This window comes from uncultured Roseobacter sp., assembly GCF_947496515.1.
Taxonomy (GTDB): Bacteria; Pseudomonadota; Alphaproteobacteria; order Rhodobacterales; family Rhodobacteraceae; genus Roseobacter.
Window position 1 is genome coordinate 75,938 of record NZ_CANMDB010000001.1, and the last position, 25,357, is coordinate 101,294.

A 25,357-nucleotide genomic window follows, 5' to 3' on the forward strand; every position below is an offset into this window, starting at 1 on the left:
CGATCACAAGTTGGGTCAGATGGCTGCAGTATGTCGCTTTTTTTGCCTGCAAGGCCGCAGCGGGCGCGAAGGTGCTGCCCGAAATGGGGTAGCACCGGCCTGAGCAGCACAGGCGGGAGCAAGGATATGGCCGAAGCAGCAACGCGCAGACGGGGCAGAGGGGGCGGCGGCGCGGCGCGACGTGCCGAACGATCCGCCGTTTCCTTTGAGACCGCCCGCTTTATCGAGCGGAACATCCCGAATTTCGATGTGCTGAACGAAGAAGCGCTGGAAATCATCGAGGCCAATGCCGAGACGGTGCTGGCCGAGGTGGGCGTGAACTTCATCGAAAACCCCGCGGCCCTGCAGCGCTGGCGTGATGCTGGCGCTGACGTGGATGGCGAACGGGTCCGGCTTCCGAAGGGGCTGGCACGCGAACTCTGTAAGACCGCCCCTTCCAGCTACACCCAGCACGCGCGCAATCCGGCGCGCAACGTTGAGGTCGGCGGGCGCAATCTGGTGTTGGCGCCGGTCTACGGCCCGCCCTTCGTACGCGATGCCATCGGCGGGCGCCGCTATGCCACGATGGAGGATTTCCGCAAGTTCGTGAAACTCGCCTATATGTCCAAGTGGCTGCATCATTCGGGCGGCACGGTCTGCGAGCCCACGGATCTGCCCGTGAACAAGCGCCATCTTGACATGCTGCACGCCCATATGACGCTGAGCGACAAGCCGTTCATGGGGTCCGTCACCGAACCCAGCCGCGCGCGCGATTCGGTGGAGATGTGCGAGGTGCTCTTTGGCGCCGATTTCGTGCAGCAGAACACGGTGATGACGTCGCTGATCAACATCAACTCGCCCATGACCTTCGACGATGTGATGATGGGCGCGCTGGAGGTCTATGCCACCAACAATCAGGCCTGCATCATCTCGCCCTTTATCGTCGGCGGCGCCATGGCGCCCGTCTCCGTCGCGGGAACGCTGACCCAGGTGCTGGCGGAGACGCTAGCGGGGATTGCCTACAGCCAGCTGTGCCGGGCAGGCGCGCCGGTGGTCATGGGGGCGTTCGTGACCTCGATCGACATGAACTCCGGCGCGCCGACCTTCGGCACACCGGAGGCTGCGCATATCACCTACGGGGCCGGTCAACTGGCGCGCAGGCTGGGGCTGCCCTACCGGTCGGCGGGCTCATTCTGCGGCTCGAAACTGCCCGATGCCCAGGCTGCTTACGAGACGGCGAACAGCCTCAACGTGGGCTTGCTTTCGGGGGTCAACTTCATGCTGCACGCCTGTGGCTGGCTGGAAGGCGGCCTGGTGGCATCCTTCGAGAAGTTCGTGATGGATGCGGACCAGCTTGGGACGCTGCATCATCTGGCGCAGGGCGTCAGTGTCGATGCGGAAGCGCAGGCGATGGAGGCGATCCGCGAGGTGGGGCCGGGAGGGCATTACCTGGGCTGCGCACATACCCAGGCGAATTTCAAAACGGCATTCTGGAAATCCGATCTGCTGGACTACAAGCCCTTTGAGACCTGGGACGACGAAGGGGCGCGGGACACCCAGGCGCTTGCCAGCCTGCGTGTGGACAAGATGCTTGCCGACTACCAGCAACCATCGCTTGACCCCGCCAAGGAAGAGGCGCTCGTCGCGTTCATCGCCGCCAAGAAGGCACAGGAGCCAGACAGCTTCATGTAGATCAGGCCGCCTGGGTCGCGCGCAGGACGCGCGCCTCTCCCAGCATTGCGATCAGCACGTCCACATGACGGATCAGGCTGTAGCTCGTGTCGCTGCCGGTCCGCTGGGCATTCAGCTCACCCTCGATCTCGATCAGCCGCATCAAGGCCGCGCCATGGCGTGGCAGCACACCGTAGCCCAGCAGCCGCGGCAGATGGACAGCGCGCCGGTAATCCTCCGCGCCGATGCGCGCCGCGCGCATCAAAAGGGGGGGGCGGCGAATGGCGTGCAGCATGGAGAGAAGGTCTTGCATATTCGTATTCCTTTCGGTCCGTCTTTTTTTTGGCAACGGAGCTTTGGCAGCCCGATGACCAGGCTATACCACCGCACCCGGCGATGTTGCGCGGCTCGGCAACAGCGCGCTCGGGTGGCTTAGGGAGTTGTTAAGACTCGGATCTCACGGAGATTTTGCCGCTCCGCCTCTTTTTTAGGCGCTGTTGCGCGGAGCGCGGCTGGGGCGTTCGGACCAGTAAAAACTGTTTATAATTTTCCGCAAATACTCGGCAAATCTGCACCTGTTAACGAACGAGTAACGAATACCTCTTTAGGTTGCATTTGATTAAAATCGAACAACCAAAGGTGTGTTATGACCTGGGACCGCTACACATGAAGGAGCTGGAGTTGCCATCTTTCGCTGACAACCGCCCGCCAGAAGCCGGGTTGCCTGACTGGGTTCCTGCCGCGGCACAGGTCTATCTGGCCCATACCGAAGCGGGTCTGCCCATTCGCGCACTGGCGCGGGCGGCGGGCTGCCATGCCTCGACAATTCTGCGGCAGATCCGGCGGGTTGAAACCCGGCGGGATGATCCGCTTGTCGATGCTGCTCTGAAAACCCTTGGGGCCGCCCATTTTGTTCCTCGTTCCGATGCAGCCAAACCGACGACAAAGGATGTATCGCGCATGAGCTTTCAAGAACACCTGCCCACCCCGACGCCTGCTCTGGAAACCCCGCCCAGCGAAGAGCTTCTGCTGGCTGAAAGCACACGGGTGCTGCGGCGATTGTGCGAAAAAGGGGCGGTGCTGGCGGTTGCGGCCGAGATGGAAAAAGCCGTGATCGTGCGCGATGGGGCGACGGGCCGGGCCACACGTACCGGTGTGGTGTCCCGCCAGATTGCCGAAGCCATGGCGCTGAAGGACTGGATTTCGGCCAATACCAGCGGCAAGATCACGCGCTATACCATCACGCCCGCGGGTCGCACAGCGCTCGAAGAAATGCTGGAGACCGCAGGCGATGAGACGCCCGGCTTTGGCGAAGCGCCGGCTGATTTTGCGGGCCAGCACCGGCTCTGGGGGGAAAAGACCCTGCCGGATGCGGAGACGGACCGCCCGCGGCGCATGCGCTACAATCTTGCGGAAAGCCCCCTGACAGCGCTCGCGCGGCGGCGGGACAAGAACGGCGAGCCCTTTCTGACCGATGCGCTCGTGACCGTTGGCGAGCGGCTGCGCGAGGATTTCGAGCTGGCGCAGATGGGTCCCAAGGTCGCCCAGAACTGGGATCGCTTTCTGACCTCCAGCGACCGTGGCAGCTATGTGCCGGACAGCGGTGTCGGCGACGGGCCGTCGCGCGCGCGCAAGCGGGTCGCGGATGCGCTGTCCGATCTGGGGCCGGGCCTGTCGGATGTGGTCCTGCGCTGCTGCTGCTATCTCGAAGGGCTGGAGACGGCCGAGAAAAAACTCGGCTGGTCCGCGCGGTCGGGCAAGATCGTGCTGCGCATCGCTTTGATGCGGCTGAAACGTCACTACGATGAAACGGTTGGTCCGGGCGGTCCGCTGATCGGCTGAGGGCCGCGAAACAGGCGATGCTGCCGATGAAGTTGCGAAAGGGGTGCCCAACAGGCGCCCCTTTTTCAGTCCGGGCGCAGGTCTGCCATGCGTCTCATGCGACCTTGTGCGGCTGTACGCTCGCGGCGCGATAGATTAGTCTTCTTGTAAAGGCTGCGGCAGACCTTAGCTGTAGCCCAGAGGAGCAGGCACCATGGCCCCACGTGATCTGAAGATACCCGCGCAGCGCCATCCCGAAAAAGCGCGCCGCCCCGATAACCCGCAGCCGAAAAAGCCCGACTGGATCCGGGTCAAGGCACCGGGTGGGCAAGGGTATACGGACACCGCGCGAATCATGCGCGAGAACAAGCTGGTCACCGTCTGCGAGGAAGCGGGCTGCCCGAACGTCGGCGAATGCTGGAGCCAGGGCCACGCGACCATGATGATCATGGGAGAGGTCTGTACCCGCGCGTGCACCTTTTGCAACATCGCCACCGGCAAACCGCCCGAAGCGCTCGACGCGTTTGAGCCCGGGCGCGTGGCCCATGCTGTCGAAAAGCTCGGGCTGAACCACGTGGTGGTCACCTCCGTGGACCGCGACGATGTGGAAGACGGCGGGGCCGATCACTTTGCCCAGACCATTCGGGCGATTCGCCACCGCAGCCCCGGCACCACCATCGAGATCCTGACCCCTGATTTCATCAAATGTGATCCTGCGGTGCTGGAGGTGGTCGTCGAGGCCCGCCCGGATGTGTTCAATCACAACCTCGAAACCGTCCCCGGCCTCTATCCGGAGGTGCGCCCGGGCGCACGCTACTTCCATTCCCTGCGCCTGTTGCAGCGGGTCAAAGAGTTGGATCCGTCGATGTTCACCAAATCGGGCATCATGGTGGGGCTGGGCGAGGACAAGCAGGCGGTGCTGCAGGTGATGGAGGATATGCGTGCCGCCGACATCGACTTTCTGACGGTCGGTCAATACTTGCAGCCTACGCCGAAACACCACCGCGTGGACCGTTTCGTACACCCCGATGAGTTCGCCGCGTACGAAAATGCAGCCTACGGCAAAGGATTTCTGATGGTGTCGGCCACGCCGCTGACACGCTCGTCCTATCATGCGGGCGATGACTTTGCCCGGTTGCGCGCCGCCCGCGACCGAAAGCTGGGCCGCGCCTGACTGCGTTACGTTACGTTAGCCGTGAAAATCCGACCGTTTTTTTCGTGACCGGTGCAGCCCTCTGGTTGTATTTGACTCGAGACAAATACTCTCAAAAAAGGGTTGGTACGATGACGGATAAGCATTGGGCAATTTCAGCACTCCGTGACATTTACAAAGCACTCGATAAAGAACGCTACGATGTCGCAGCACACCATATTGATGATGCGGTTTTTGCGATTGTCGCGCGCGATGCACAAGATAGCGCCCCGAAACATCACTTTGCCTGCACCTGCCCGAATTGCTGATCTTGCTGGTAAACCGTCAGGTAAAGCGGACCTTGCCGATAAAGGGCAGGTTGCGATTTCGCTGAGCGAAATCAATACCATACCCCACGACGAACTCATCCGGTATCTCGAACCCGATCCAGTCGGCGCGAAAATCCACCTCGCGGCGGCTGGGTTTGTCGAGCAAGGCAATGGACCGTAAATGCGCCGGGCGCCGTGTCCGCAGCAGCTGCGTGACGTGGTTGAGCGTGTGGCCGGTGTCCACGATGTCCTCGACCACCAGCACGTCGCGACCTTCGATGGCGCCGCGCAGGTCCTTGAGGATTCGCACCTCGCGTGTGCTCTCCATCCCGTCGCCGTAGCTGGAGGCTTCCAGAAAATCGACCTCGATCGGTAGATCCAGTTCTCGCACGAGATCGGCGATAAAGACGAAGCTGCCCCGCAAGAGGCCTACGACCACCAGCTTGTTGGTCTCGGCGAACTCCTTTTGAATGTCGCGGCACAGCGCTTCGATCCGGGCCGCGATGGCCTTGGCAGAGATCATTTCTTCTATGACATATGGACGCGCGGACATGGGCAGGCCTTGATCTTGGGGCATTCAGGCAGCACATGGGGCATTATCGTTCTAACACCGGTTACGCAATGCCCACCCATTCAGAGACCCGCACGCTGCCTTACAGCGCTCAGCAAATGTACGATCTGGTGGCGGATGTGGGCAGCTACCCGCAGTTTCTGCCCTGGTGTTCTGCGGCGCGGGTAAAATCGGTGACACAGCAAGGCTCGGACGAGATCATGGAAGCTGATCTGGTGATCAGCTTCAAGGTGTTCCGCGAACGCTTTACCAGCCGCGTGGTGCTGATGCCCGACGATCATCGCATTGATACCGAGTACCTGGACGGGCCGTTCCGCTACATGAAATCCAACTGGGGCTTTCGGGATGTGGAGGGTGGCTGCGAGGTGAGCTTCTTCGTGGATTTCGCCTTTCGCAACATGATCTTGCAGCGGATGATCGGGGTGGTCTTCAACGAGGCGATGCAGCGAATCGTGCGCGCCTTTGAGACCCGCGCTCAGGAACTATACGGCAAGGCGCCCGCCTAGAGCCGTCCCAGCAGAAGGGTCAGCGCGTGATCCCGCGCCGCTGTGCGCACTGCGCTGCGCCCCAGCGGGCCGAACTCCACCGTATGGGTTTCGACATGCTCGCCCTGTGCCAGTCCAAAGCAGACCCGACCTTCGGGTTTGTGCTCGGATCCGCCCGGACCTGCGATGCCCGTGATGGAGACAGCAAGCCCCGCGCGCGCCCGCGCCAGAGCGCCCGCTGCCATCTCCGCCGCGACCTCTTCGGACACGGCACCGTGGGCGGCGAGCGTTTTGGGTGCGACGCCCAGCATCTCTGTCTTGGCGGCATTGGAGTAGGTCACAACGCCGCGCTCCACCACTGCCGAGGCACCCGGTACATCGGTAAGGGCCGCCGCCACCATCCCCCCGGTGCAGCTTTCGGCAGTGGTGATGTTCAGCCCGGATTTCGATGCTTTTTCAATTATCTGTGCGGCGAGGCTCATGCAATGACTCCGTGATAGAGACCCGCCAGCGCCAGCACTCCGATTGCGGCGAAGATGCCCGCGATTACATCGTCCAGCATCACCCCCAGCGGATCGCCACGGCGGTCGGCCCAGCCGACCGGCCCGGGTTTGAGGATGTCGAACAGCCGGAAGAGCGCAAAAGCGGCAAGCCATCCCGGCCACATCACCAGAATGTTCAGCCCCATGGACCACGCAGCATAGGACAGCGGCAGCAGGGCGATCCATTGACCGACCACCTCATCCACCACTATCTCGGAGGGATCGTGCTCGTCGCTGCCCTTTGTCATGATAGCGGTCGCCCACCACCCTTTGGCAAAGCCCGCGCCAATCGCAAGCACGAGCAGCGGAAACCCCCCCAGTACGTGCAGCAGCCAGGCCCAGGGCAGGGCCACCAGCGATCCCCAGGTGCCCGGCGCGGGCCGGAGATAGCCAACCCCCAGTACCGTCCCGACCCAAGTGGCAGCGCGGCTCACGGGCGCACCAGTGCCGCGGTCGCAAGGCACGCAATGCCTTCGCCGCGTCCGGTAAAGCCCAGCCGTTCTGAGGTGGTCGCCTTCACGGACAGCCTGTCTCGGTCGATCCCCGTGATCTTCGCCAGCCGGTCGCGCATGGCGGGCGCATGGGGACCGATCTTGGGCTCTTCGCAGATCAGTGTGCAGTCGATATTGCCGATGGCAAAGCCCATCTCAGCCGCCAGATCGACCGCATGACGCAGAAAGATGTCGCTTGGCGCACCTTTCCATTGCGGGTCGCTGGGCGGAAAATGCTGGCCGATGTCGCCCTGGGCCAAAGCACCATAGATCGCATCAGTGATGGTGTGCAGCGCCACATCCGCGTCCGAATGGCCGACAAGCCCGCGGTCGTGGGGAACCTTCACGCCGCAGAGCACCACGTGATCGCCCGGCCCGAATGCATGCACGTCAAATCCGTTACCTAGCCTGATGTCCATATCGGCCCTTCAAGATAAGGGCGGCGCGGTCAAAATCCGCCGCCACGGTGATTTTGAGATTGTCCTGGCAGCCGGGTGTCATGGCAACCTCAAGCCCGGCCAGCAATGCCAGCGCCACATCGTCGGCGGCCCCCTCGGGATGCGCTCGGTGCGCGGCAAGAATGGCGGGCAGGTGAAACCCCTGCGGTGTCTGGGCGCGAAAGAGCCCGTCGCGCGCAACGCTCTCCACGACCCGGCCATTCGCCCCGCGCCATAACGCATCGACGACCGGCAGGGCCGGCGCCGCGGCGGGCGTGGTCTCCAGGGCGTCCAGCACGTCGTCGATCACCCTGCGCGAGATGCAGGGTCGCGCGGCATCGTGGATAAGCACCCTGTCACAACTGCCCTCAAGGACGTCGAGGCCCGCCAGGACGGAGGCGCTTCTGCTGGCGCCGCCCGGCACGATCTCGACCTCCGGCATCTCGAAGACCATCCCCGCGTCAAGATCCGCAGGGGCAACGACCAGTACCAAATGGTCGACGCGGGGATGGCGTGCAAAAGCATCCAGCGCATAGAACGCGCTCGATTTACCGGCGAGCGGTCGCCATTGTTTGGCGATGCCTTCCCCGGCCCGGGTCCCGCGACCGGCTGCCACAATCACGGCGCCGATTTTCATGTTAAACAGTCGAATGTCATTTGTGCTCCTTCCTATGAGGTCGCGTCAGCCGGGGCAATCGCCGAAGCGCGTCGCCCAAAAAATAGGCGATACGCTCTCGCAGACGCCGCATGACCTCATTGGAATATTGAGGAAATCACTCGCGGTTGATACTTCTTTCGGCGATGCCCAAGGATTGAGCACAGATGTCCGTTAGTCCTTTTCCCGTTGATCTCGCTCCCCCGGTGCTGCTGGCGCCGATGGCGGGAATCACTGACCTTCCGTTTCGCGATGTGGTGGCGCGTTTCGGCGCGGGGCTGGTCGTGTCGGAAATGGTGGCCAGCCACGACATGCTCAACGCGCGCCCGGGCAGCCGTGAAAAAGCGGAGCTTGGTCTGGGGCGCACCCGGACGGCAGTGCAGCTTGCGGGCCGCGAGGCAGGACCCATGGCCGAGGCCGCGCGCATGGTGGCGGGGCAGGGCGCGCAGGTTATCGATATCAACATGGGCTGTCCGGCCAAGAAGGTGACACAGGGGTATTCCGGCTCCGCGCTCATGCGCACGCCTGATCACGCCCTGAGGCTGATCGAGGCGGTGGTGGCGGCCGTGGATGTGCCCGTGACGCTCAAGACGCGGCTGGGATGGGACGACGCAATGTTGAACGCGCCGCAGATCGCATCGCGCGCGGAGGCGGCGGGCATAGCCATGATCACCATCCACGGGCGTACGCGCTGTCAGTTCTACAAGGGGCGCGCTGATTGGGCGGCGATCCGCGCTGTGCGGGAAGCGGTCCGCATTCCGGTCATTGCCAATGGCGATATCGTGGACAGCGCAACCGCCCGCACGGCTCTGGCCCTGTCCGGCGCCAGTGGCGTGATGATCGGACGTGGTGCACGCGGCAAACCCTGGTTGCTGGCCGAGATTGCGCACGCGCTTTTTGACGCCCCGGCACCGGAGATCCCGCGCGGGGCGGCGCTGGCCGATATGGTGGCGGCGCACTACGAGGCCATGATCCGCTTTTACGGATACACGCTGGGCCTGCGCGTCGCGCGCAAGCAGCTGGGCTGGTACATGGACACCTGCGGCACACCCGCTGATCTGCGCCGCGCGGTGCTGACGGCACCGGATGTGACGGGCACGCTGGCGCTGATCCCCGACGCCTGCTGCAGCGATCTCGCGGTCGCTGCATGACATCTGACCGCGCCATCTGGGCCAGCTTGCCTGTGCCGACGTTGATCATTGATCCCGACGACCGGATTGCCGATGTGAATTCTGCCGCAGAAGGCTTCCTGAATGTCTCCGCCAAATCTGTGCGCGCGGCGCCGGTCTGGGACCAGATCGCCGTGAACGAGCCGCTGGAGGATGCGGTGGCGCGCGCCCGCGACACCGGCACGCCGCTCTTCGTCAACGATGTGGATGTGGGCAGCGGTCAACGCGCGCCGATGCAGTCCGATCTGCAGGTCGCCCCTCTGGTGGGGCATCCCGGCCATATGATCCTCGTGATCTCCCCGCGCGAGCTGGCGGGCCGCATGACCCAGAACCATTCCGTCAAATCCGCCGCGAAATCCGCCATCGGCATGGCCGAGATGCTGGCCCACGAGATCAAGAACCCGCTGGCGGGCATCACCGGGGCGGCGCAACTGCTGAGCATGAACCTCAAGGCCTCCGATCTGGAACTGACGGACTTGATCGTGGAAGAGAGCCGCCGCATCGTGAAGCTGCTGGGACAAGTCGAACAGTTCGGCAACCTCTCCGTGCCTGATTTTCAACCGGTAAACATCCATGATGTGCTGGACCGGGCGCGGCGCTCTGCCCTGCTGGGGTTCGGTGCGCATATGAAGATCGTGGAGGACTACGACCCGTCGCTGCCGCTGGCCCATGGCGATCCGGATCAGCTGTTGCAGGTGGTGCTGAACCTGCTCAAGAACGCTTCTGAAGCAACGAGCGGCGCGCGCGGTACGATCCGGCTGCACAGCTATTACGAGCATTCCTTCCGGCTGCGCCGCGCCGATGGCGCTGGCCAGTCCTTGCCCCTGCAGGTGGAGATCATCGACGATGGCCCGGGCCTGCCCGAGGCCATTCGCGAGGATGTTTTTGATCCTTTCGTGTCGGGGCGAGAGAATGGCACGGGGCTCGGCCTCGCGCTTGTCAGCAAAATCATTTCAGACCATGGCGGCTGGATCTCGGTGACATCTGTTCCCGGGCGCACCGTCTTTCGCATTTCACTTCCGCGCGCGCCGAAAAGCGCCGAGCAGGCATAAAGCAGGAGAGCAGACCGATGGATGGCACCATTCTTGTGGCCGATGACGACAGGACGATCCGGACCGTCCTGACCCAGGCGCTGACCCGTGCGGGCTGCAAGGTGCACGCGACCTCCAGCCTGACGACGCTGATGCGGTGGGTCGGCGAGGGCAAGGGCGATGTGGTCATCTCGGACGTGATGATGCCTGATGGTAACGGGCTGGAGATGCTGCCCAAGATAGCGCAGGATCGTCCCGGCCTGCCGGTCATCGTGATTTCGGCCCAGAACACCATCATGACGGCGATCAAGGCGGCAGAGGCGGAGGCCTATGACTATCTGCCCAAGCCGTTCGATCTGCCTGATCTGATGAAACGCACCGCCCGCGCGCTGGAAACGCGGCCCCAGAACCGCCGCATGGCCGAGGACAGCGACGCACGGCCCGATGATCTGCCGCTGGTGGGGCGCACGGCAGTGATGCAGGCGCTTTACCGGGTGGTGGCGCGGGTGATGAATACCGATCTGCCGGTGCTGATCTGGGGCGAATCCGGCACGGGCAAATCGCTGATTGCCCGCGCGATCCATGATTTTTCGGACCGGCGGAACCTGCCGTTTATTGCGGCCTCCTCGGAGGATCTGCAGGATCTGGAAGGGCCCGCGCGCCTTCTGGCCCGGGTCAAGGGCGGCTCGCTTCTGGTGGAGGAAATCGGTGATCTGCCCGCGGAACTGCAGGCGCGTCTGGTGCATATGATGGACACGCCCGGCGACTACGCGCCGCGCTTTCTGGCCACCAGCCAGTCCGATCTGAACGCGGCGATGGAAGCCGGCAAGATGCGCAAGGATCTTTACTACCGGCTCAGCGGTGCGACCCTCACGGTACCGGCCTTGCGGGAGCGGGTAGATGACATCCCCATTCTGGCGGAACACTTCCTTGCCAAGGCCGAAGCCTCCGGGTCGGCCCCGCGCGCGCTGTCCCGTGAGGCCTCCGAGATCTTCCGCAACTACAGCTGGCCCGGCAACGTGCGCCAGCTGGAAAACGCCGTGCGCCGCCTGGGGCTGACCAGCCGGGCCGCGGAAATCTCCGGTTCCGAGGTCGAACACGTGCTGGGCGCTCAGCCCGATCTTGAACCGATGCGCGCGGCGGGCAATACCGAAAAGCTCGGCGCCTCGGTCGAGCGGCACCTGCGCCGCTACTTCGATCTGCATGGCAATATGCTGCCGCCCGCCGGGCTCTATGCGCGGATCCTGCGCGAGGTCGAGACCCCGATGATCGAGATTGCACTGGAGGCAACGGGTGGAAATCAGGCGAAATGTGCTGATTTGCTGGGGATCAACCGGAATACGCTCAGAAAGAAAATCACCGACCTCGATATAGAGGTGACAAGACGCCGCAAGTTGATGTAAAACCGCCACACAAACCGTGGCCATTGGGGGACACCCCGATCAGGACCACAACATAAGGCGGTCGGGCGCGGTGCGTCCACATCATGAGTGAGGGCATCGGGTGAACCCCCGGGTAGAACGGTCACTATGGCTCAGGCTGGGGCGGTTGCGCCGCCGCAGACGCATGCGCAACACCGCCACGCTGGGCCTTGTCGTGCTGGGCCCGTTGCTGGCCCTCTCTACCTACTTGGTGCTGGGCCCGTTAGGGCAGGCGGGCAACACGCTGGGCCTGCGGCTCATTCTCATGGCCGATCTGGTCTACATCCTCGTCGTTGCCGCTTTGGTCCTGGCGCAGGTAGGGCGCCTGATCGCCGCGCGGCGCGCGAAATCCGCAGGCTCGCGGCTGCACCTGCGGCTGACAGGGGTGTTCGCGCTGATGGCGTTGATCCCCACGGTGACGGTTGCCATCTTTGCCGGTCTGACCGTGAACGTGGGGCTGGAGGGATGGTTCTCCGACCGGGTGCGCGAGGTGGTGGGCAATTCGCTGGCCGCCGCCGAGGCCTACGAGGAAGAACAGCGCATCGATCTGGCGGCGGATGCGCTGGCCTTGGCGCGCAGCCTGACACAGGCGCGGCGATCGGGGGTCAACGCCTCTGACAGCGAGCTTTTGGGGGATCGGCAGCGGCAGATCCAGCGCGGTCTGCGGGAAGCCTACCTGATCGACGGTACCCGCGAGATCCGCGCCCGCGGTGACCGATCCTACCTTTTTGATTTCGAGCCGCCGACCCCGGAGGAGATGCAACAGGCCGATGTTCAGGACGTGGTGGTCATTCAGGACTGGGACAACAATGAATTCCGCGCGCTGGTGCGCCTGACGGGTTTTGTTGACCGCTTTCTCTATATCAGCCGCGAAGTCGATGGCCAGATCCTGTCACTGCTCGACGAGACCAAGGAGACGGTCGAGCTGTACCAGCAGTTGGAGAGCGAGCGCGGGCGACTGCTGTTTGACTTTGTGCTGCTCTATCTGGCCTTCGCGGTGATTCTGATCCTCGCGGCGATCTGGCTCGGTCTGTGGTTTGCGGAGCGGTTGTCCGGCCCTGTCGGTCTGCTGACCGGTGCGGCGCAGCGCGTCGGCGCGGGTGATCTGGACGTGCAGGTGCGCGAGGAAACCGGCGACGATGAAATTGCCATGTTGGGGCGGTACTTCAACCAGATGACCCGTCAGCTCAAGGCGCAGCGCGAAACGCTGGTCGAGAACACCGAGCAGATCGAACGCCGCCGCAGGCTCTTTGATTCTGTGCTGAGTTCCGTGACCTCGGGTGTTGTGGGGCTCGATCCGCGGGGGCGGGTGACCTTTGTGAACCGCGCAGCCGAACGCTTGCTGGCCGGTCGCGCAGGCGCGGACCAGCTTACCCTGACCGCTGCCGTGCCGGAATTTGGCCCGCTGTTCGAGACCATAGTGCAATCGCGCAACGAGGTCGCGCAGGGCGAGATTAAGGTATCGCGCAAGGGCCAGTTGGAGAACCTGCTGGTGCGCATGGCAACGCGACGGTCGCTCGATGGCACGCTGGAAGGCTACGTGGTGTCCTTTGATGATGTGACCGATCTGGTCAGCGCCCAGCGGATGGCGGCCTGGGGCGATGTGGCGCGGCGCATCGCGCATGAGATCAAGAACCCGCTGACCCCCATTCAGCTCTCAGCCGAGCGGATCAAGCGCAAGTTCTCTCCGAAGGTCGGCGAGGACAGCGAGACGCTGGACCAGATGACCGATGTGATCGTGCGCCAGACCAATGATTTGCGGCGCATTGTCGATGAGTTTTCGAAATTCGCCCGCATGCCCGAGCCTGAGCGCAAGCCGCTCGATCTGTGCGACCTGATGCGCGACGCGGTCGTGCTGCAGCAGACCGGTCAGCCTGGCGTGAAGATCGTCCCCCAATTGCCGGACAGTCCCGTGATGGTGGATCTGGATGCGACGATGATCAGCCAGGCGCTCACGAACCTGATCAAGAATGCAGGGGAAGCCATTGAATCACTGCAGAAAAAAGGTGCGCCAGAGGGTCATGCGCCGCGGATTGAGGTAGCACTGACGCAGGATGACACCCACGCCCGCATCACGGTTGCCGACAATGGCATCGGCCTGCCCGAAGACCGTGCGCGGCTCTTTGAGCCTTATGTCACCACCCGCAGCGAAGGGACCGGCCTCGGGCTGCCCATCGTCAAGAAGATTATCGAGGAGCACGGCGGCAGCCTGACCCTTGAGGACGCGCCGCCCTTTGACGGGCACACTCATTTCGGCGCCATGGCAGTGATCACGCTGCCGTGCCTTCCGGCTGGCGCCCATCCCCTACACACGAAAGAGGACGCAACCCCATGAGCGATATTCTGATTGTGGACGACGAACGCGATATCCGCGAGTTGATCTGCGACATCCTGCAGGACGAAGGTTATGCGACTCGGATGGCGGGCAACTCCGATGATGCCATGGCCGCGATCAATGCCGAGCCGCCCGCGCTGCTGGTGCTCGATATCTGGCTCAAGGACAGCCGGATGGACGGGATCGACATCCTCAAGACCGTCAAACGGGACAACCCGGATGTGCCGGTGGTGATCATCTCCGGTCACGGCAACATCGAGATTGCCGTCGCCGCAATCAAGCAGGGGGCCTATGACTTCATCGAAAAGCCCTTCAACATTGATCAGTTGCTGGTGGTCATCCGCCGCGCCATGGAGACCTCGCGCCTGCGGCGGGAGAACCAGACGCTGCGCCGCCGGGACCTGACCAAATCCGAGATGATCGGGAATTCAGCCGTCTTCCGCAGTCTGGTCAGCCAGTTGGACAAGGTGACGAAATCCAACGGTCGGGTGATGCTGACGGGCCCCGCAGGCTCCGGCAAGGAGGTGGCCGCCCGCTATATCCACGCCAATTCGCTGCGCGCCGCAGCACCCTTCGTCACGGTGAACTGCGCCGGTGTTGCCCCTGACCGGATGGAAGAAGTGCTCTTTGGCCGCGAGACGCCGGAGCGCGGGGTGGAGCCCGGCCTGCTGGAGGAAGCCCACAACGGGGTGATCTATTTCGACGAGGTGGCCGATATGCCGGTGGGCACGCAGTCGAAGATCTTGCGCGTGCTGGTCGATCAGACGTTTCAGCGGGTCGGGGGGAACGACAAGGTGAGGGTCGATCTGCGGGTCATCTCCTCCACCAACCGCGACCTGAAGGAGGCGATTGCCGCGGGCACCTTCCGCGAGGAGCTTTATCACCGGCTCAACGTGGTGCCGATTGCGGTACCTTCGCTGGAGGAACGGCGCGAGGACATTCCTGCCTTGGCGCATCATTTCATCGCCGAGATGAACGCAAGCCAGGGTCTGCCCCTGCGCGAGATCAGCAGCGAGGCGGAGGCCACCATGCAGACGATGGTCTGGCCCGGCAATGTGCGCCAGCTCAAGAACCTGATCGAGCGGATCCTGATCCTGGGCGATGGCAGCGGCCCCATCGAGGCGCGCGAACTGCCGGGGCTGGATAAATCCGGTGAGGAAGACACCCGCGTGGTGCTCTCAGGGGGGCTGGCGACGCTGGCGCTGCGCGAGGCCCGCGAGGCGTTCGAGCGGGAATACCTACTGACCCAGATCAACCGCTTTGGTGGCAATATCTCCCGCACCGCGACCTTCGTGGGCATGGAACGCTCGGCGTTGCACCGCAAGCTGAAGTCGCTGGGGGTTGTAACCTCCGCCAAAACAGGGGGGCGCGTGGCGCATATGGAAGAGGAGCCGGATGCGGCGGAATAAGGCTCAGCCCGCCTGTTCCACGATCTGCCAGGTGCCGTCCTGATACTTGATGGCGCAGGTGTTGGGGGTCAACCTGGGCAGCACCGCCGTTTGCGTCTTGGGCACTGCGCGAAAGACACTGTTGGGACAATTGGGCAGGGTCTGCGGGACATAGCCCTCGTCCGCCATGCACTGCGCTTCGACCCGGTCACGTAAGTCGGCGTTCACATCGACGGTAAACACCCGACCCTCTTCAAAGAAGCCACCCCGGGTCACACAATCGCCATCCGCATCGCAGAACCGCCGGGCGGGAATGTAGCGCGGCGGCTCGCGCCGGATCTGGTTGGCGACGGGCACATCCGCCAGCGCCGAGACCTCGCATGCCAGCAGATCGGCGCGCATCGTGGCAACCGCCGTGCCTTGCCGGTGGTAGACCGTCAGCGGGGTGCAGGCCACCAGCGCCCCTGCAAGGGCCGCGGTGCGGAGGAGATATATCGCATGTCTCATACACCCACTTTGCCGTCCAAATCGGCCCGGGACAATTGAATTGACCACACTGGGGCCTTCTGCCATGCAAAGAGGTGCGAAACGGCCGAGGGGATCTGCAGGCGCATGAAGGTGATTATCTGCGGCGCAGGGCAGGTCGGTTGGCAGATCGCCCGACATCTGTCGGGAGAACGCAACGATGTCACCGTCGTGGACAACAACCCCGATCTGGTGCGCCGGGCCACTGATACGCTGGATGTGCAGGGCATTGCGGGCTTCGCCAGCTATCCCGATGTGCTCGACCGCGCGGGTGCGCGCGATGCGGAGATGGTGATTGCCGCGACCTATTCCGATGAGGTCAATATGGTCACCTGTCAGGTGGCCCACTCGGTTTTTGGCATCAATCGCAAGATCGCCCGGCTGCGCAGCAAATCCTATCTCGATGCGATCTATTCGGATCTCTACCGCCGCGATCACATGCCCATCGACGTGGTGATCAGCCCGGAAAAGGAGGTGGCCACCGCCGCCCTGCAACGCCTCTCTGCCCCTGCGGCCTTCGACACGGAGGTGTTTATGGAAGGCCACGCGCATCTCATGGGCATCACAATTGAGGCAGAATGCCCGGTGGTGAACACGCCGCTGCGGCAGTTGACGGATCTCTTCTCGACCCTGCGGGCGGTGGTGGTGGGGGTGCGCCGGGACGGCACGCTCTTTGCGCCGGAATCCAAGGATCAGCTGTTCGTGGGGGATGATTGCTATGTCTTTACCCATGTGGATGACATCCCGCGCACGCTGGAGATTTTTGGCAAGAAGGTTGCCAAGCAGGAGCGCGTGGTGCTGGTGGGCGGCGGCAATGTCGGTCTCGCCGTGGCCCAGACGCTGGAAAGCCGCGCGCGGCGGGTGCGGGCCAAGGTGATCGAGAAAAGCCGCATCTGCGCTGAACGCGCGGCCGAGGCGCTGGAGCGGACGATTGTGCTCAACGGGGACGGGCTTGATGCGGGGCTCCTGGCCGAGGCGGGGATTGCCCGCGCCGATGCGATGCTGGCGATCACCGATGATGACAAGACCAACATGCTGGCCTGCGTGCGCGCCAAGGCGGAGGGCTGCCCCTATACCATCGCGCTGATCAATGACCCCACGCTGGTGCCGCTGATGACGCCGCTGGGCATCGACGCCTATATCAACCCGCGCGCGACCACGGTCAGCTCCATCCTGCGCCACATCCGGCACGGGCGGGTGCGCGCGGTCTATTCCATCGGCGATGCGGAGGCCGAGGTGATCGAGGCCGAGGTGATGTCCACCTCGCCTCTGGCAGGACGCACCATCGCCGAGATCGACTTTCCCGAAGGCGTGCTGGTCGGTGCCGTGCGCAAGGGCGACAAGGTGATCCGCCCCATGGGCAGCACCCGCATCGAGGAAGGCGACGTGGTGGCTATTTTTGCACTCGCGGGCGATGTGCCGGAGGTGGAGCGGCTGATGCAGGTCTCCATCGATTTCTTCTAGCCCGTGGCGCAGAGCCGCCATATGAGGGGCCGCCGCAGCGCGCTGGAACACCTCGTTGACCTGCCGCTCTTCCTGCTGATCTTCGGGGTTGCGTCGGTCGCGATGCTGGTGCCTGCGCTGCACGGTGGCACGGTGCGAAATATCGACACGGCGCGGATGTTCTTTTACTCCGGCGTTCTGGGGTTGATCGCCTTTGCGCTGGTGGCGATTGCCCACGCGGGACGCCGCCCCCGGCAGGGGGCGCTTGGCACGCTCATGTCGCTCTTTTCCACTTTCGTCTTTCTGCCCGCCTTTCTGGCCTTGCCGTTCTATGAGGGTCTGGGCACCACCACGTTCCTGAACGCCTATCTGGAGATGGTCAGTGCCATCACCACCACCGGTGCGACGCTCTTTCAGGACCCGGAGCGGCTGGATACCACGCTGCATCTGTGGCGCGCGCAGGTAGGCTGGATGGGCGGGGCGGTCATGTGGATCGCGGCCTCCGCCATTCTTGCACCCCTGAACCTCGGCGGCTTCGAGGTCACGGCACAGGCTGAACCTGGCCAGCGCGAGTCGCTCTCCAGCCTCGTGGGGCGCGTCGATCCGCGGGCGCAGCTGCTCCGCGTGATCCGCACGCTGCTGCCTATCTACATCGGGCTGACGCTGCTGTTGTGGGTGCTCTTGCTGATCAGCGGTGACCGCGCATTGGTCGCACTATGTCATGCGATGTCGGTCATGGCCACATCCGGCATTTCGCCCGTGGGCGGGGTGGAGTTCAGCGGGTCTGGCATCACCGGCGAGGCGCTGGCGCTCTTGTTCATGTTCTTTGCACTCTCGCGGCTGACGTTTTCCTCGGACACCGTCACGGCCACACAAGGCGGGTTGCGGTCCGATCCGGAATTCCGGCTGGGGCTGATCCTGATCATCGGCGTGCCGCTGGTGCTGTTCTTCCGCCACTGGTTGGGGGCCTTCGACGTCGCGGGCGAGGATGATCTGGGCAAGGCGGCGCGGGCGCTCTGGGGATCCATTTTCACGGTGATGTCCTTTCTGACGACCACCGGTTTCGCCAGCGAGCATTGGGTACAGACGCAGGCGTGGTCCGGGCTGGAGACACCGGGGCTGATCCTGATGGGGCTGGCGCTGATCGGGGGCGGGGTTGCCACGACCGCAGGCGGGGTCAAACTGCTGCGGGTCTTTGCGCTCTATCTCAACGGGCTGCGCGAGATGGAACGGCTGGTGCATCCTTCTTCGGTCAGCCGCGCGGGCGGGGACGCACGCCGGATCCAACGCAACGGGGCCTTTATCGCCTGGATCTTTTTCATGCTGTTCGCGCTGACACTGGCCTTTCTGACCGTGGTGCTTGCGATTTGCGGTGTCAGTTTCGAGGATGCGCTTGTGCTGAGCATCGCGGGGCTTTCCACCACCGGGCCGCTGACGACGCTGGCTGTCGAGTCGCCGATCGCGCTGGCGCAGCTAAGCCCCGCGGCCAAGGCGGTTTTCTGCGCCGCCATGGTGCTTGGGCGGCTGGAGACGCTCGCCATCATCGCGCTTTTGACGCCGGATTTGTGGCGTGGTTGAGGGGACGTGTTTTTTAGGTCCGTAACGGACTGTTTTTTGGGGTGGAATCTCCTTGTTTGGACCTTCATACTTGCAGTTGAGGGACAGGTGCGATCTGCGCGCCCCTGCAAGAAAAAAAGCGAGTGCTAAAATGGCGTCGGACAGACAGAACCTTCAGGATGCGTTCCTGAACCATGTGCGCAAGACGAAAGTTCCTGTGACCATCTTCCTGATCAACGGTGTAAAACTGCAGGGTGTGATCACATGGTTCGACAATTTCTGCGTTCTGCTGCGCCGCGACGGGCAATCCCAGCTGGTCTATAAGCACGCGATCTCCACCATCATGCCGAGCCAGCCGATCAGCCTTTACGAGGGCGAAGACTCGAATTGAGCATGCCGCCCGGTCAGGTCGAGACTTGAGCAAGCCACCCTTCCAGGTCGAGAGTGATGCCGCCTCCCGGGTAACCCGGGCGTGGGTGCTGCATCCTGACATCCGCTCGGATCCCGACCGGCGTTTGCCGGATCATGCTCTGGCGGAAGCCATGTCGCTGGCGCGCGCGCTGCCGGATCTGGAGGTCGTGGGCGGCGAGATTGTCGTGCTCAAAACCGTGCGCGCGGGGATGCTCTTTGGCTCCGGCAAGATCGAGGAGATCAAGGCGGCCCTGCACGAGGCCGAGATCGAACTGGTGCTGGTCGACGGGCCGGTGACGCCGGTGCAGCAGCGCAACCTTGAGAAGGCCTGGGGGGTCAAGCTGCTCGACCGCACGGGGCTCATTCTGGAGATTTTCAGCGACCGGGCGGCGACCCGCGAAGGGGTGTTGCAGGTGGAGATGGCGGCGCTGAGCTATCAGCGCACGCGGCTGGTGCGCGCCTGGACCCACTTGGAACGACAACGCGGCGGCCTGGGGTTTGTCGGCGGGCCCGGTGAGACACAGATCGAGGCGGACCGGCGCGCCATTGACGACCAGCTCAACCGCTTGCGCCGCCAGTTGGACAAGGTCGTGAAAACCCGCGCATTGCACCGGGCGGCGCGCGCCAAGGTGCCCTATCCGATCGTGGCACTCGTGGGGTATACGAATGCCGGGAAATCCACGCTCTTCAACCGTCTGACGGGGGCGGAGGTGATGGCCAAGGACATGCTCTTTGCCACGCTCGATCCGACGATGCGGCGGCTGGCGCTGCCCGACGGGCCAGAGGTGATCCTGTCCGATACTGTCGGGTTCATCTCCGATCTGCCCACGGAACTGGTGGCGTCCTTCCGCGCCACGCTGGAGGAGGTGTTGGCCGCTGACGTCATCTGTCACGTGCGCGACATCGCCCATCCCGAGACCGAAGAGCAGGCGGGCGGCGTGCGTGAGATCATGGCGTCTCTGGGGGTAGAGGAGGATCGTCCCAGTTTCGAGGTCTGGAACAAGCTGGATCTGCTGCCCGCAGAGGCAGCACAGGCGATGCAGGCACGGGCGGACCGGGACAAGGCCGTCTTTGCCATCTCTTCGCTCACGGGAGACGGGCTGGGCACGTTGCTGGATGCGATCACGGCACAGCTTCAGGGGGCAAAGCGGGTCACGGACCTGAGCCTTGGTTTTGCTGACGGGCGTAAGCGCGCGTGGCTCTTTGATCAGGATCTGGTGGAGGGCGAGCGGCAAACCGAGGACGGCTTTGAGATCACCGTGCGCTGGACAGTGGATCAGGAAGCGGCCTTTGCGCGGGCATTCGGCAACGGGGTGTAGTTTGGCTGCGCGGAGCGCGCGTGCTGTCCTATGGCCCGGACGGGGCAAGCCCCCTCACCTCCATCGAGGAGGATCGAGGGCTGCCCGGCCTTTGGCCGGGTGGACCCGTTGCGACCGGCGTGACCAAGGCCCCTCGCAGCTTGACTGGCACCGGTGGTCTTTTTTATGGGGCGGTCTCTGCGAGGGGGGCGGGCGCTATGGCCGATCTGCGGTTTCCTCGAATACCCACGTCCCGGGGGCCAGATCGTCCAGCCGCCAGTCTCCGACCTGAACCCGGATCAGCCGCAGGCAAGGCAGGCCCACATGGGCCACCATGCGGCGGACCTGCCGGTTGCGGCCTTCCCGGATGGTCATCCGCAGCCAGGCATCGGGCACCGTCTTGCGAAAGCGCACCGGCGGGTCGCGTGGCCAGAGCGGGTCCGGCACGTCGATCTGGTCTGCTGTTGCCGGCTTTGTCGGGCCGTCCTTCAGCGTCACGCCGCGCCGTAGTTCTGTCAGCGCGTTCTCATCGGGCGTGCCTTCCACCTGCACCAGATACGTCTTGGCCATCTTGTGCCGCGGATCGGCGATACGCGCCTGCAGGCGGCCATCGTTCGCGAGCACCATCAGCCCTTCGCTGTCCTTGTCGAGCCGCCCGGCGGGGTAGAAGCCAGGCGCGTCGATAAACTGTGAGAGCGTCGGGCGCGGCGACCCTTCGGTGCCTTTGTCGGTGAACTGCGACAGCACGCCGAAGGGTTTGTGGAAGAGCAGGACGCGGCTCATGGGGCTCAGCGGGCGGGACGCAGCACCGTCACGCCCACAGCGGCGGCACGTGCGAGGTCTTCGTCGAGCGACATGGGGATGTATTCGCCGCGCCGCCACAGCTGCGCCATGTCATCGTAGTGCCGCGACAGGAAGTGCCCGGACTGACCGGTGGAGGTGATGAAGACGGAACTGTCGGGATCAGCGAAATCATAGACGCCCCGGTAGCCCGCCCCATGCACATTGGCGAAAGGGTTGTCGCCGGTCCCGCGGGTCAGCCCCCGTTGCAGTGTGTTGTCGCCGCCGTTGGTGGACTGGCGGATGTTGACGAAGTACCGCAGCACCGGCACCTCGCCCAAAACCGGGTGATCGTGAGTCGCCTGATGCGCATCTCCCCATCGCAGCGTCTCCAGCGACGGGCCCCAGGTCTCTTCGATCCACAAAAGCGCGTCGTCGAGCGCCAGCCGCGCCATGTCAGCGCAGGTTTCCCGCGGGGCGGACTGGATCACGTCGCACCAGACCGAGGCGCCGTCGATGTCGCGAAACGCGCGTTCGATAAAGAGCGGCTCGGGGTGGGTCAGAGCCGCCGCCAGCGGGCCCAGTTCGTCCCGGACAATGCGTTCCTGTAGGCGGCGCAGCCAAGCGGCGTAGATCAGCGGCTCGGGCATATGCTCGTTCATCTCGCCCGACCAATCCGCCAGCAATGTCAGGGCCCGCTGCCGCTTGCGCATCGGCGTTCCTTCTGCCGCCGCTTCGCCGGTGAACCACAGCTCTGCCCCGATGAGCGGTAGCAAGGCGCGTGCCGTGACGCTGACGCTGTCGAGCTGCGCCTCGATGAAGCTGTCGCGGGTGTGCACTTCGCGCGCCTGCATCAGGCGTTGCCAGCGCTGGATGCGCTGCGTGTCCGTCCAGTCAAAGGAGACGTGGTTCGGGAAGGGTCGGTCCACCACCTTGTTGTTGGTATTCCCCAGAATACCGCCTGCAGGGGCAATGAACTCGGGGTTGGCGCTATAGGGCAGGCGGCCCTGCCAGCGGTTTGTCTGGATCCAGCCGGGGCTGGGCAGGCGGCCCTGGCTCTGATGGGTGGCATCACGCCTGGGCATGGCACCGATCATCTTCATCGCGATGCGATTGCGGTCAATCAACATGAGGTTTTGGGCGGGTGCGACATAGCCTTCGGCCGCCGCAATCGCCTCATCCACCGAACCGGCCGCCATCAGCCGCAGCGCCGCGGCCAGCGAGGTATCCTCCCGGCTCAGCACGGTCCAGGCAAGCGATGCCACGTGACCGGGCGGCGTGATCGTGCCGAGGTTGTAGTCGGAGCCGGGCAGCACCGGCCCGTTTTCCGTCCACCGCAGGGTGATCGTGATGGGGGTTGCGTCCTTGATGTTGATGATAGACCCGCGGGTTTCGAAGGTCTTGAAACCGTCCGGTGTGCGGTACTCCTCCGGGTTGTCGGGGTTCAGCGCTTCGATGTAGACATCCTGATCGTCCATCCCCGCGGATGTCAGGCCCCAGCCGAGCGCCTCGCTGCGCCCGCTCAGCACCAATGGCATGCCGGGGATCGTGGCCCCGATGACCCCGCCGGTCTCCAACTCCAGCCGCGCGAGATACCAGATGGACGGTGCGCTGAAGCCCAGATGCGGATCGTTCGCCAGCAGCGTCCCCCCGGAGGCCGAACGTGAGGGGGCCGCGGCCCAGGCGTTTGATGCCCCACCAAAGACGCGCGAGCCCAGCGATACAAGTGGGTGGGGCGTTGGCACGGGCGCCCTGGCCATCCGCGGCGCACCGGGAAAGAGGCTCGCATATTCGGGCAGGGCCGCAACCCCGGTGCCCGGCGCATCGGGCAGAATATCCAGCAACCGCTCCGGGTCGGAGAGCGCCAGCGACATGCGCGCGCGCAGCACCTCTTCCGGCAGATGACGCGATAACTGCAGCCCCATCAGCTTCACGATGGCCAGCGAATCCGCAGGTCGCCAGGCCGATACCGGCGCGTTGAAGACGAACATCTCCGGCGCCCCCCGACCCAGGGCACTGGCATTGATTTCATCGAGCCGCGCGTTGACGCCTGTCGCATAGGCCCGCAGGATCTGCATGGTCGCCTCGTCCTGCGCCTCCAGCGACGCGACGGCGGCGTTGTAGAGGTCGAACCGGCGCATCAGCGTGTCGATGCTCACGGTGGGTGTGCCAAAAACCTCCGACAGCCGCCCCTGCACGGTGCGGCGCAGCATGGTCATCTGCCACAGCCGGTCCTGCGCATGTGCGTAGCCGAGCGCATAGTAGACGTCCTGATCGGCCTGCCCGAAGATATGCGGCACGTTGGCATTGTCGCGCACGATCTCGACTGGCGCGGTCAGGTAGGGCAGATCCAGCGTCTTGTCATATTGCGGCAGCGACCGCGCGGCTAGATAGTAGACCAGCCCCGCCCCCAGCACGACCAGAACCACCGAGGTGGCGGCCAATCGCATTAACCATTTGAAGACCAGACCCATCCATGCCTCTTATGTGCAAGCGCTTCGTTTCATTAACCCTTGCAGCCTGACTGTTAGGTACAACGACTGTGCAAGACAACACGTAAAAAACACGTAAAAATAGAAAGGTAATCACATGGCCAAGCTGGCATTTTTGGGTCTGGGCGTCATGGGCGGGCCGATGGCCGGGCATCTGGCAAAGGCGGGTCATGAGGTGACGGTCTACAACCGAACGACCGCCAAGGCGGAGGATTGGGTGACGGCCCATGGCGGGGCGATGGCAAGCACCCCGCGGGAGGCTGCGGCAGGCGCCGATCTGGTGATGGCCTGCGTTGGCAACGATGATGATCTGCGCAGCGTGTGTGTCGGCGATGACGGTGCCTTTGCGGGCATGGGGTCCGGCACCATTTTCGTGGATCACACGACGGTATCCGCGGCCGTGACGCGGGAGCTTTATGCCGCGGCCAATGATGCGCAGGTGAGTTTCATCGATGCGCCGATTTCCGGCGGGCAGGCCGGGGCAGAGAATGCGGCACTCTCGATCATGTGCGGCGGGGATGCGGGCGCCTATGAGCGCGCACTGCCGGTGATGGAGGTCTACGCCAAGATCTGCCGCCGCATCGGCGACAGCGGCGCAGGCCAGATGACCAAGATGTGCAACCAGATCGCCATCGCGGGGCTGGTTCAGGGCCTCAGCGAGGCGCTGCACTTCGCCGAGAAAGCCGGGCTCGACGGGCGTGCGGTGGTGGAGGTGATCAGCCAGGGCGCCGCGGGCAGTTGGCAGATGCAGAACCGCTACGAGACGATGCTGGACGATCATTTTGACCACGGTTTCGCCACCGACTGGATGCGCAAGGATCTGGGCATTTGCCTGTCCACCGCGGATGAAACCGGCGCCAGCCTGCCGGTCACCGCGCTGGTCGATCAGTTCTATAAGGACGTTCAAAAAATGGGCGGCGGCCGCTGGGACACGTCGAGCCTTTTCAAGCGGTTGCAGGCACTCGGATAATGCGCCTTCGGAGCGGGCTTTCCCGGTTTTAACTGAGGGGCCTGCTTCGAGATCTTTTTGAATGATACTTTGGGTTACCTTAGAGACCGTGAAGCGCAGGAAGCGGACACTGCAAAGTTGCAAAGTCTAGATGCCTTCCTTGGCAGTTGCCTCCACTGCGGACATTGCCGGCAAACTCAAGCGCCGGTCCCACGTTCACGAGACCGGACTTTCGCTGCCTCGCCACAGAATTTCTCCACTCGAATTCGCGGTCTGCGGGACAGATCCTGCTTTCGCTGTGCGGCACACTAAGGCCCATTTTTTCAAACATGCCAAGTGTGACCTCAGTATTGGCCCCATCCGAAAATGCGCCCCGACCATTGCTCGGCCGAATACTGACGTCGCCCGCTTAAATGTTTCTACCCATAACGCTCGTTTCTGGTGC

The 25,357-nt window shown here is 63.7% G+C and carries 24 protein-coding genes; 15 read left to right on the forward strand and 9 right to left on the reverse strand.

The features are described 5' to 3' along the window. Nucleotides 1-126 precede the first annotated feature (126 nt). Nucleotides 127-1,671, forward strand: coding sequence for a trimethylamine methyltransferase family protein (locus tag Q1A53_RS00425; RefSeq protein ID WP_299961875.1), 1,545 nt, complete (start codon nucleotides 127-129; stop codon nucleotides 1,669-1,671). Nucleotide 1,672: 1 nt separating this feature from the next. Here Q1A53_RS00425 and Q1A53_RS00430 read toward each other — a convergent pair whose 3' ends face one another. Beyond that, nucleotides 1,673-1,963, reverse strand: coding sequence for a DUF6477 family protein (locus Q1A53_RS00430; protein ID WP_299961876.1), 291 nt, complete (start codon nucleotides 1,961-1,963; stop codon nucleotides 1,673-1,675). Between the two features lie 353 nt (nucleotides 1,964-2,316). On the opposite strand from Q1A53_RS00430, the gene Q1A53_RS00435 reads away from it, so the two are divergent. The 3 genes from Q1A53_RS00435 to Q1A53_RS00445 all read left to right on the forward strand — a co-directional run bounded on the left by Q1A53_RS00435 (nucleotide 2,317) and on the right by Q1A53_RS00445 (nucleotide 4,932). Then, nucleotides 2,317-3,492 carry a DUF6456 domain-containing protein gene (locus Q1A53_RS00435; protein ID WP_299961878.1) on the forward strand — a complete coding sequence of 392 codons (1,176 nt, stop codon included), beginning with the start codon at nucleotides 2,317-2,319 and terminating at the stop codon, nucleotides 3,490-3,492. Nucleotides 3,493-3,685: 193 nt separating this feature from the next. Then, nucleotides 3,686-4,645 carry a lipoyl synthase gene (gene lipA / locus Q1A53_RS00440; RefSeq protein WP_299961880.1) on the forward strand — a complete coding sequence of 320 codons (960 nt, stop codon included), beginning with the start codon at nucleotides 3,686-3,688 and terminating at the stop codon, nucleotides 4,643-4,645. Nucleotides 4,646-4,755: 110 nt separating this feature from the next. Further along, nucleotides 4,756-4,932 (forward strand): hypothetical protein, encoded by a 177-nt coding sequence (locus tag Q1A53_RS00445; protein WP_299961881.1) that lies wholly within the window; start codon nucleotides 4,756-4,758, stop codon nucleotides 4,930-4,932. Nucleotides 4,933-4,948: 16 nt separating this feature from the next. On the opposite strand, the gene hpt is transcribed toward Q1A53_RS00445, so the two are convergent. Further along, on the reverse strand, nucleotides 4,949-5,485 hold the full coding sequence (hpt, locus tag Q1A53_RS00450) for a hypoxanthine phosphoribosyltransferase (protein ID WP_299963019.1): 537 nt from the start codon (nucleotides 5,483-5,485) through the stop codon (nucleotides 4,949-4,951). A 68-nt stretch (nucleotides 5,486-5,553) separates the two neighbouring features. Between hpt and Q1A53_RS00455 the strand changes: the two genes are divergently transcribed. Then, entirely contained in the window at nucleotides 5,554-6,009 is a 456-nt protein-coding gene (locus tag Q1A53_RS00455; protein WP_299961882.1) for a type II toxin-antitoxin system RatA family toxin, read from the forward strand. Here Q1A53_RS00455 and Q1A53_RS00460 read toward each other — a convergent pair. Genes Q1A53_RS00460 through ispD form a run of 4 tightly spaced genes read right to left on the reverse strand, consistent with a single transcriptional unit; the run spans nucleotide 6,006 to nucleotide 8,095 of the window. After that, the gene (locus Q1A53_RS00460) at nucleotides 6,006-6,470 is read right to left on the reverse strand and encodes a CinA family protein (protein ID WP_299961884.1); all 465 of its coding nucleotides are present in this window, start codon (nucleotides 6,468-6,470) and stop codon (nucleotides 6,006-6,008) included. The genes Q1A53_RS00455 and Q1A53_RS00460 overlap by 4 nt on opposite strands. Further along, nucleotides 6,467-6,964: a phosphatidylglycerophosphatase A gene (locus Q1A53_RS00465; protein WP_299961886.1), complete on the reverse strand. Its 498-nt coding sequence runs from the start codon at nucleotides 6,962-6,964 to the stop codon at nucleotides 6,467-6,469. The genes Q1A53_RS00460 and Q1A53_RS00465 overlap by 4 nt, the downstream gene beginning before the upstream one ends. Further along, the gene (gene ispF, locus Q1A53_RS00470; protein WP_299961888.1) at nucleotides 6,961-7,440 is read right to left on the reverse strand and encodes a 2-C-methyl-D-erythritol 2,4-cyclodiphosphate synthase; all 480 of its coding nucleotides are present in this window, start codon (nucleotides 7,438-7,440) and stop codon (nucleotides 6,961-6,963) included. The genes Q1A53_RS00465 and ispF overlap by 4 nt, the downstream gene beginning before the upstream one ends. Then, nucleotides 7,421-8,095: a 2-C-methyl-D-erythritol 4-phosphate cytidylyltransferase gene (gene ispD / locus Q1A53_RS00475; RefSeq protein WP_299961890.1), complete on the reverse strand. Its 675-nt coding sequence runs from the start codon at nucleotides 8,093-8,095 to the stop codon at nucleotides 7,421-7,423. Before ispD ends, ispF begins: the two co-directional genes overlap by 20 nt. Before the next feature lie 185 nt (nucleotides 8,096-8,280). Between ispD and dusB the strand changes: the two genes are divergently transcribed. The 5 genes from dusB to Q1A53_RS00500 all read left to right on the forward strand — a co-directional run bounded on the left by dusB (nucleotide 8,281) and on the right by Q1A53_RS00500 (nucleotide 15,478). Beyond that, nucleotides 8,281-9,264, forward strand: coding sequence for a tRNA dihydrouridine synthase DusB (gene dusB, locus Q1A53_RS00480; protein WP_299961892.1), 984 nt, complete (start codon nucleotides 8,281-8,283; stop codon nucleotides 9,262-9,264). Further along, on the forward strand, nucleotides 9,261-10,334 hold the full coding sequence (locus Q1A53_RS00485; RefSeq protein WP_299961894.1) for an ATP-binding protein: 1,074 nt from the start codon (nucleotides 9,261-9,263) through the stop codon (nucleotides 10,332-10,334). The genes dusB and Q1A53_RS00485 overlap by 4 nt, the downstream gene beginning before the upstream one ends. Nucleotides 10,335-10,351: 17 nt before the next feature. Then, entirely contained in the window at nucleotides 10,352-11,716 is a 1,365-nt protein-coding gene (locus Q1A53_RS00490) for a response regulator (protein WP_299961896.1), read from the forward strand. Nucleotides 11,717-11,879: 163 nt separating this feature from the next. Beyond that, nucleotides 11,880-14,069 carry a PAS domain-containing sensor histidine kinase gene (locus tag Q1A53_RS00495; RefSeq protein WP_299961898.1) on the forward strand — a complete coding sequence of 730 codons (2,190 nt, stop codon included), beginning with the start codon at nucleotides 11,880-11,882 and terminating at the stop codon, nucleotides 14,067-14,069. Beyond that, entirely contained in the window at nucleotides 14,066-15,478 is a 1,413-nt protein-coding gene (locus Q1A53_RS00500) for a sigma-54 dependent transcriptional regulator (protein ID WP_299961900.1), read from the forward strand. Before Q1A53_RS00495 ends, Q1A53_RS00500 begins: the two co-directional genes overlap by 4 nt. A 3-nt stretch (nucleotides 15,479-15,481) precedes the next feature. Here Q1A53_RS00500 and Q1A53_RS00505 read toward each other — a convergent pair whose 3' ends face one another. After that, nucleotides 15,482-15,964, reverse strand: coding sequence for a hypothetical protein (locus Q1A53_RS00505; protein WP_299961902.1), 483 nt, complete (start codon nucleotides 15,962-15,964; stop codon nucleotides 15,482-15,484). Nucleotides 15,965-16,069: 105 nt separating this feature from the next. On the opposite strand from Q1A53_RS00505, the gene trkA reads away from it, so the two are divergent. From trkA to hflX, 4 genes are all read left to right on the forward strand, one after another. Beyond that, nucleotides 16,070-17,446 carry a Trk system potassium transporter TrkA gene (trkA, locus tag Q1A53_RS00510; protein WP_299961904.1) on the forward strand — a complete coding sequence of 459 codons (1,377 nt, stop codon included), beginning with the start codon at nucleotides 16,070-16,072 and terminating at the stop codon, nucleotides 17,444-17,446. A 21-nt stretch (nucleotides 17,447-17,467) separates the two neighbouring features. After that, complete coding sequence (locus tag Q1A53_RS00515; protein WP_299961906.1) at nucleotides 17,468-19,003, forward strand: potassium transporter TrkG; 1,536 nt, start codon at nucleotides 17,468-17,470, stop codon at nucleotides 19,001-19,003. Between the two features lie 130 nt (nucleotides 19,004-19,133). After that, nucleotides 19,134-19,373, forward strand: coding sequence for an RNA chaperone Hfq (gene hfq / locus Q1A53_RS00520; protein WP_299961908.1), 240 nt, complete (start codon nucleotides 19,134-19,136; stop codon nucleotides 19,371-19,373). A gap of 25 nt (nucleotides 19,374-19,398) precedes the next feature. Beyond that, the gene (gene hflX, locus Q1A53_RS00525) at nucleotides 19,399-20,712 is read left to right on the forward strand and encodes a GTPase HflX (protein ID WP_299961910.1); all 1,314 of its coding nucleotides are present in this window, start codon (nucleotides 19,399-19,401) and stop codon (nucleotides 20,710-20,712) included. A 195-nt stretch (nucleotides 20,713-20,907) separates the two neighbouring features. Here hflX and Q1A53_RS00530 read toward each other — a convergent pair whose 3' ends face one another. Together Q1A53_RS00530 and Q1A53_RS00535 are read right to left on the reverse strand one after the other, a co-directional pair. Continuing rightward, nucleotides 20,908-21,474, reverse strand: coding sequence for a pseudouridine synthase (locus Q1A53_RS00530; RefSeq protein ID WP_299961912.1), 567 nt, complete (start codon nucleotides 21,472-21,474; stop codon nucleotides 20,908-20,910). Between the two features lie 5 nt (nucleotides 21,475-21,479). After that, a complete protein-coding gene (locus Q1A53_RS00535; RefSeq protein ID WP_299961914.1) occupies nucleotides 21,480-23,945 on the reverse strand; it encodes a penicillin acylase family protein in 2,466 nt (821 codons plus the stop codon). A 115-nt stretch (nucleotides 23,946-24,060) separates the two neighbouring features. Here Q1A53_RS00535 and Q1A53_RS00540 point away from each other — a divergent pair, with 115 nt between their 5' ends. Next, complete coding sequence (locus tag Q1A53_RS00540; RefSeq protein WP_299961916.1) at nucleotides 24,061-24,933, forward strand: NAD(P)-dependent oxidoreductase; 873 nt, start codon at nucleotides 24,061-24,063, stop codon at nucleotides 24,931-24,933. Nucleotides 24,934-25,357 lie beyond the last annotated feature (424 nt).

What these genes read in the sequence shown, in the direction of transcription:
- Q1A53_RS00425 (WP_299961875.1), top strand. Translation starts at nt 127, where the DNA reads ATGGCCGAAGCAGCAACGCGCAGACGGGGCAGAGGGGGCGGCGGCGCG.
- dusB (WP_299961892.1), top strand. Translation starts at nt 8,281, where the DNA reads ATGTCCGTTAGTCCTTTTCCCGTTGATCTCGCTCCCCCGGTGCTGCTG.
- Q1A53_RS00445 (WP_299961881.1), top strand. Translation starts at nt 4,756, where the DNA reads ATGACGGATAAGCATTGGGCAATTTCAGCACTCCGTGACATTTACAAA.
- Q1A53_RS00495 (WP_299961898.1), top strand. Translation starts at nt 11,880, where the DNA reads ATGCGCAACACCGCCACGCTGGGCCTTGTCGTGCTGGGCCCGTTGCTG.
- trkA (WP_299961904.1), top strand. Translation starts at nt 16,070, where the DNA reads ATGAAGGTGATTATCTGCGGCGCAGGGCAGGTCGGTTGGCAGATCGCC.
- hfq (WP_299961908.1), top strand. Translation starts at nt 19,134, where the DNA reads ATGGCGTCGGACAGACAGAACCTTCAGGATGCGTTCCTGAACCATGTG.
- Q1A53_RS00485 (WP_299961894.1), top strand. Translation starts at nt 9,261, where the DNA reads ATGACATCTGACCGCGCCATCTGGGCCAGCTTGCCTGTGCCGACGTTG.
- ispF (WP_299961888.1), bottom strand. Translation starts at nt 7,440, where the DNA reads ATGGACATCAGGCTAGGTAACGGATTTGACGTGCATGCATTCGGGCCG.
- Q1A53_RS00505 (WP_299961902.1), bottom strand. Translation starts at nt 15,964, where the DNA reads ATGAGACATGCGATATATCTCCTCCGCACCGCGGCCCTTGCAGGGGCG.
- Q1A53_RS00500 (WP_299961900.1), top strand. Translation starts at nt 14,066, where the DNA reads ATGAGCGATATTCTGATTGTGGACGACGAACGCGATATCCGCGAGTTG.
- Q1A53_RS00540 (WP_299961916.1), top strand. Translation starts at nt 24,061, where the DNA reads ATGGCCAAGCTGGCATTTTTGGGTCTGGGCGTCATGGGCGGGCCGATG.
- hpt (WP_299963019.1), bottom strand. Translation starts at nt 5,485, where the DNA reads ATGTCCGCGCGTCCATATGTCATAGAAGAAATGATCTCTGCCAAGGCC.
- lipA (WP_299961880.1), top strand. Translation starts at nt 3,686, where the DNA reads ATGGCCCCACGTGATCTGAAGATACCCGCGCAGCGCCATCCCGAAAAA.
- Q1A53_RS00535 (WP_299961914.1), bottom strand. Translation starts at nt 23,945, where the DNA reads ATGGGTCTGGTCTTCAAATGGTTAATGCGATTGGCCGCCACCTCGGTG.
- Q1A53_RS00430 (WP_299961876.1), bottom strand. Translation starts at nt 1,963, where the DNA reads ATGCAAGACCTTCTCTCCATGCTGCACGCCATTCGCCGCCCCCCCCTT.
- Q1A53_RS00435 (WP_299961878.1), top strand. Translation starts at nt 2,317, where the DNA reads ATGAAGGAGCTGGAGTTGCCATCTTTCGCTGACAACCGCCCGCCAGAA.
- Q1A53_RS00460 (WP_299961884.1), bottom strand. Translation starts at nt 6,470, where the DNA reads ATGAGCCTCGCCGCACAGATAATTGAAAAAGCATCGAAATCCGGGCTG.
- ispD (WP_299961890.1), bottom strand. Translation starts at nt 8,095, where the DNA reads ATGAAAATCGGCGCCGTGATTGTGGCAGCCGGTCGCGGGACCCGGGCC.
- Q1A53_RS00515 (WP_299961906.1), top strand. Translation starts at nt 17,468, where the DNA reads ATGAGGGGCCGCCGCAGCGCGCTGGAACACCTCGTTGACCTGCCGCTC.
- Q1A53_RS00490 (WP_299961896.1), top strand. Translation starts at nt 10,352, where the DNA reads ATGGATGGCACCATTCTTGTGGCCGATGACGACAGGACGATCCGGACC.
- Q1A53_RS00455 (WP_299961882.1), top strand. Translation starts at nt 5,554, where the DNA reads ATGCCCACCCATTCAGAGACCCGCACGCTGCCTTACAGCGCTCAGCAA.
- Q1A53_RS00530 (WP_299961912.1), bottom strand. Translation starts at nt 21,474, where the DNA reads ATGAGCCGCGTCCTGCTCTTCCACAAACCCTTCGGCGTGCTGTCGCAG.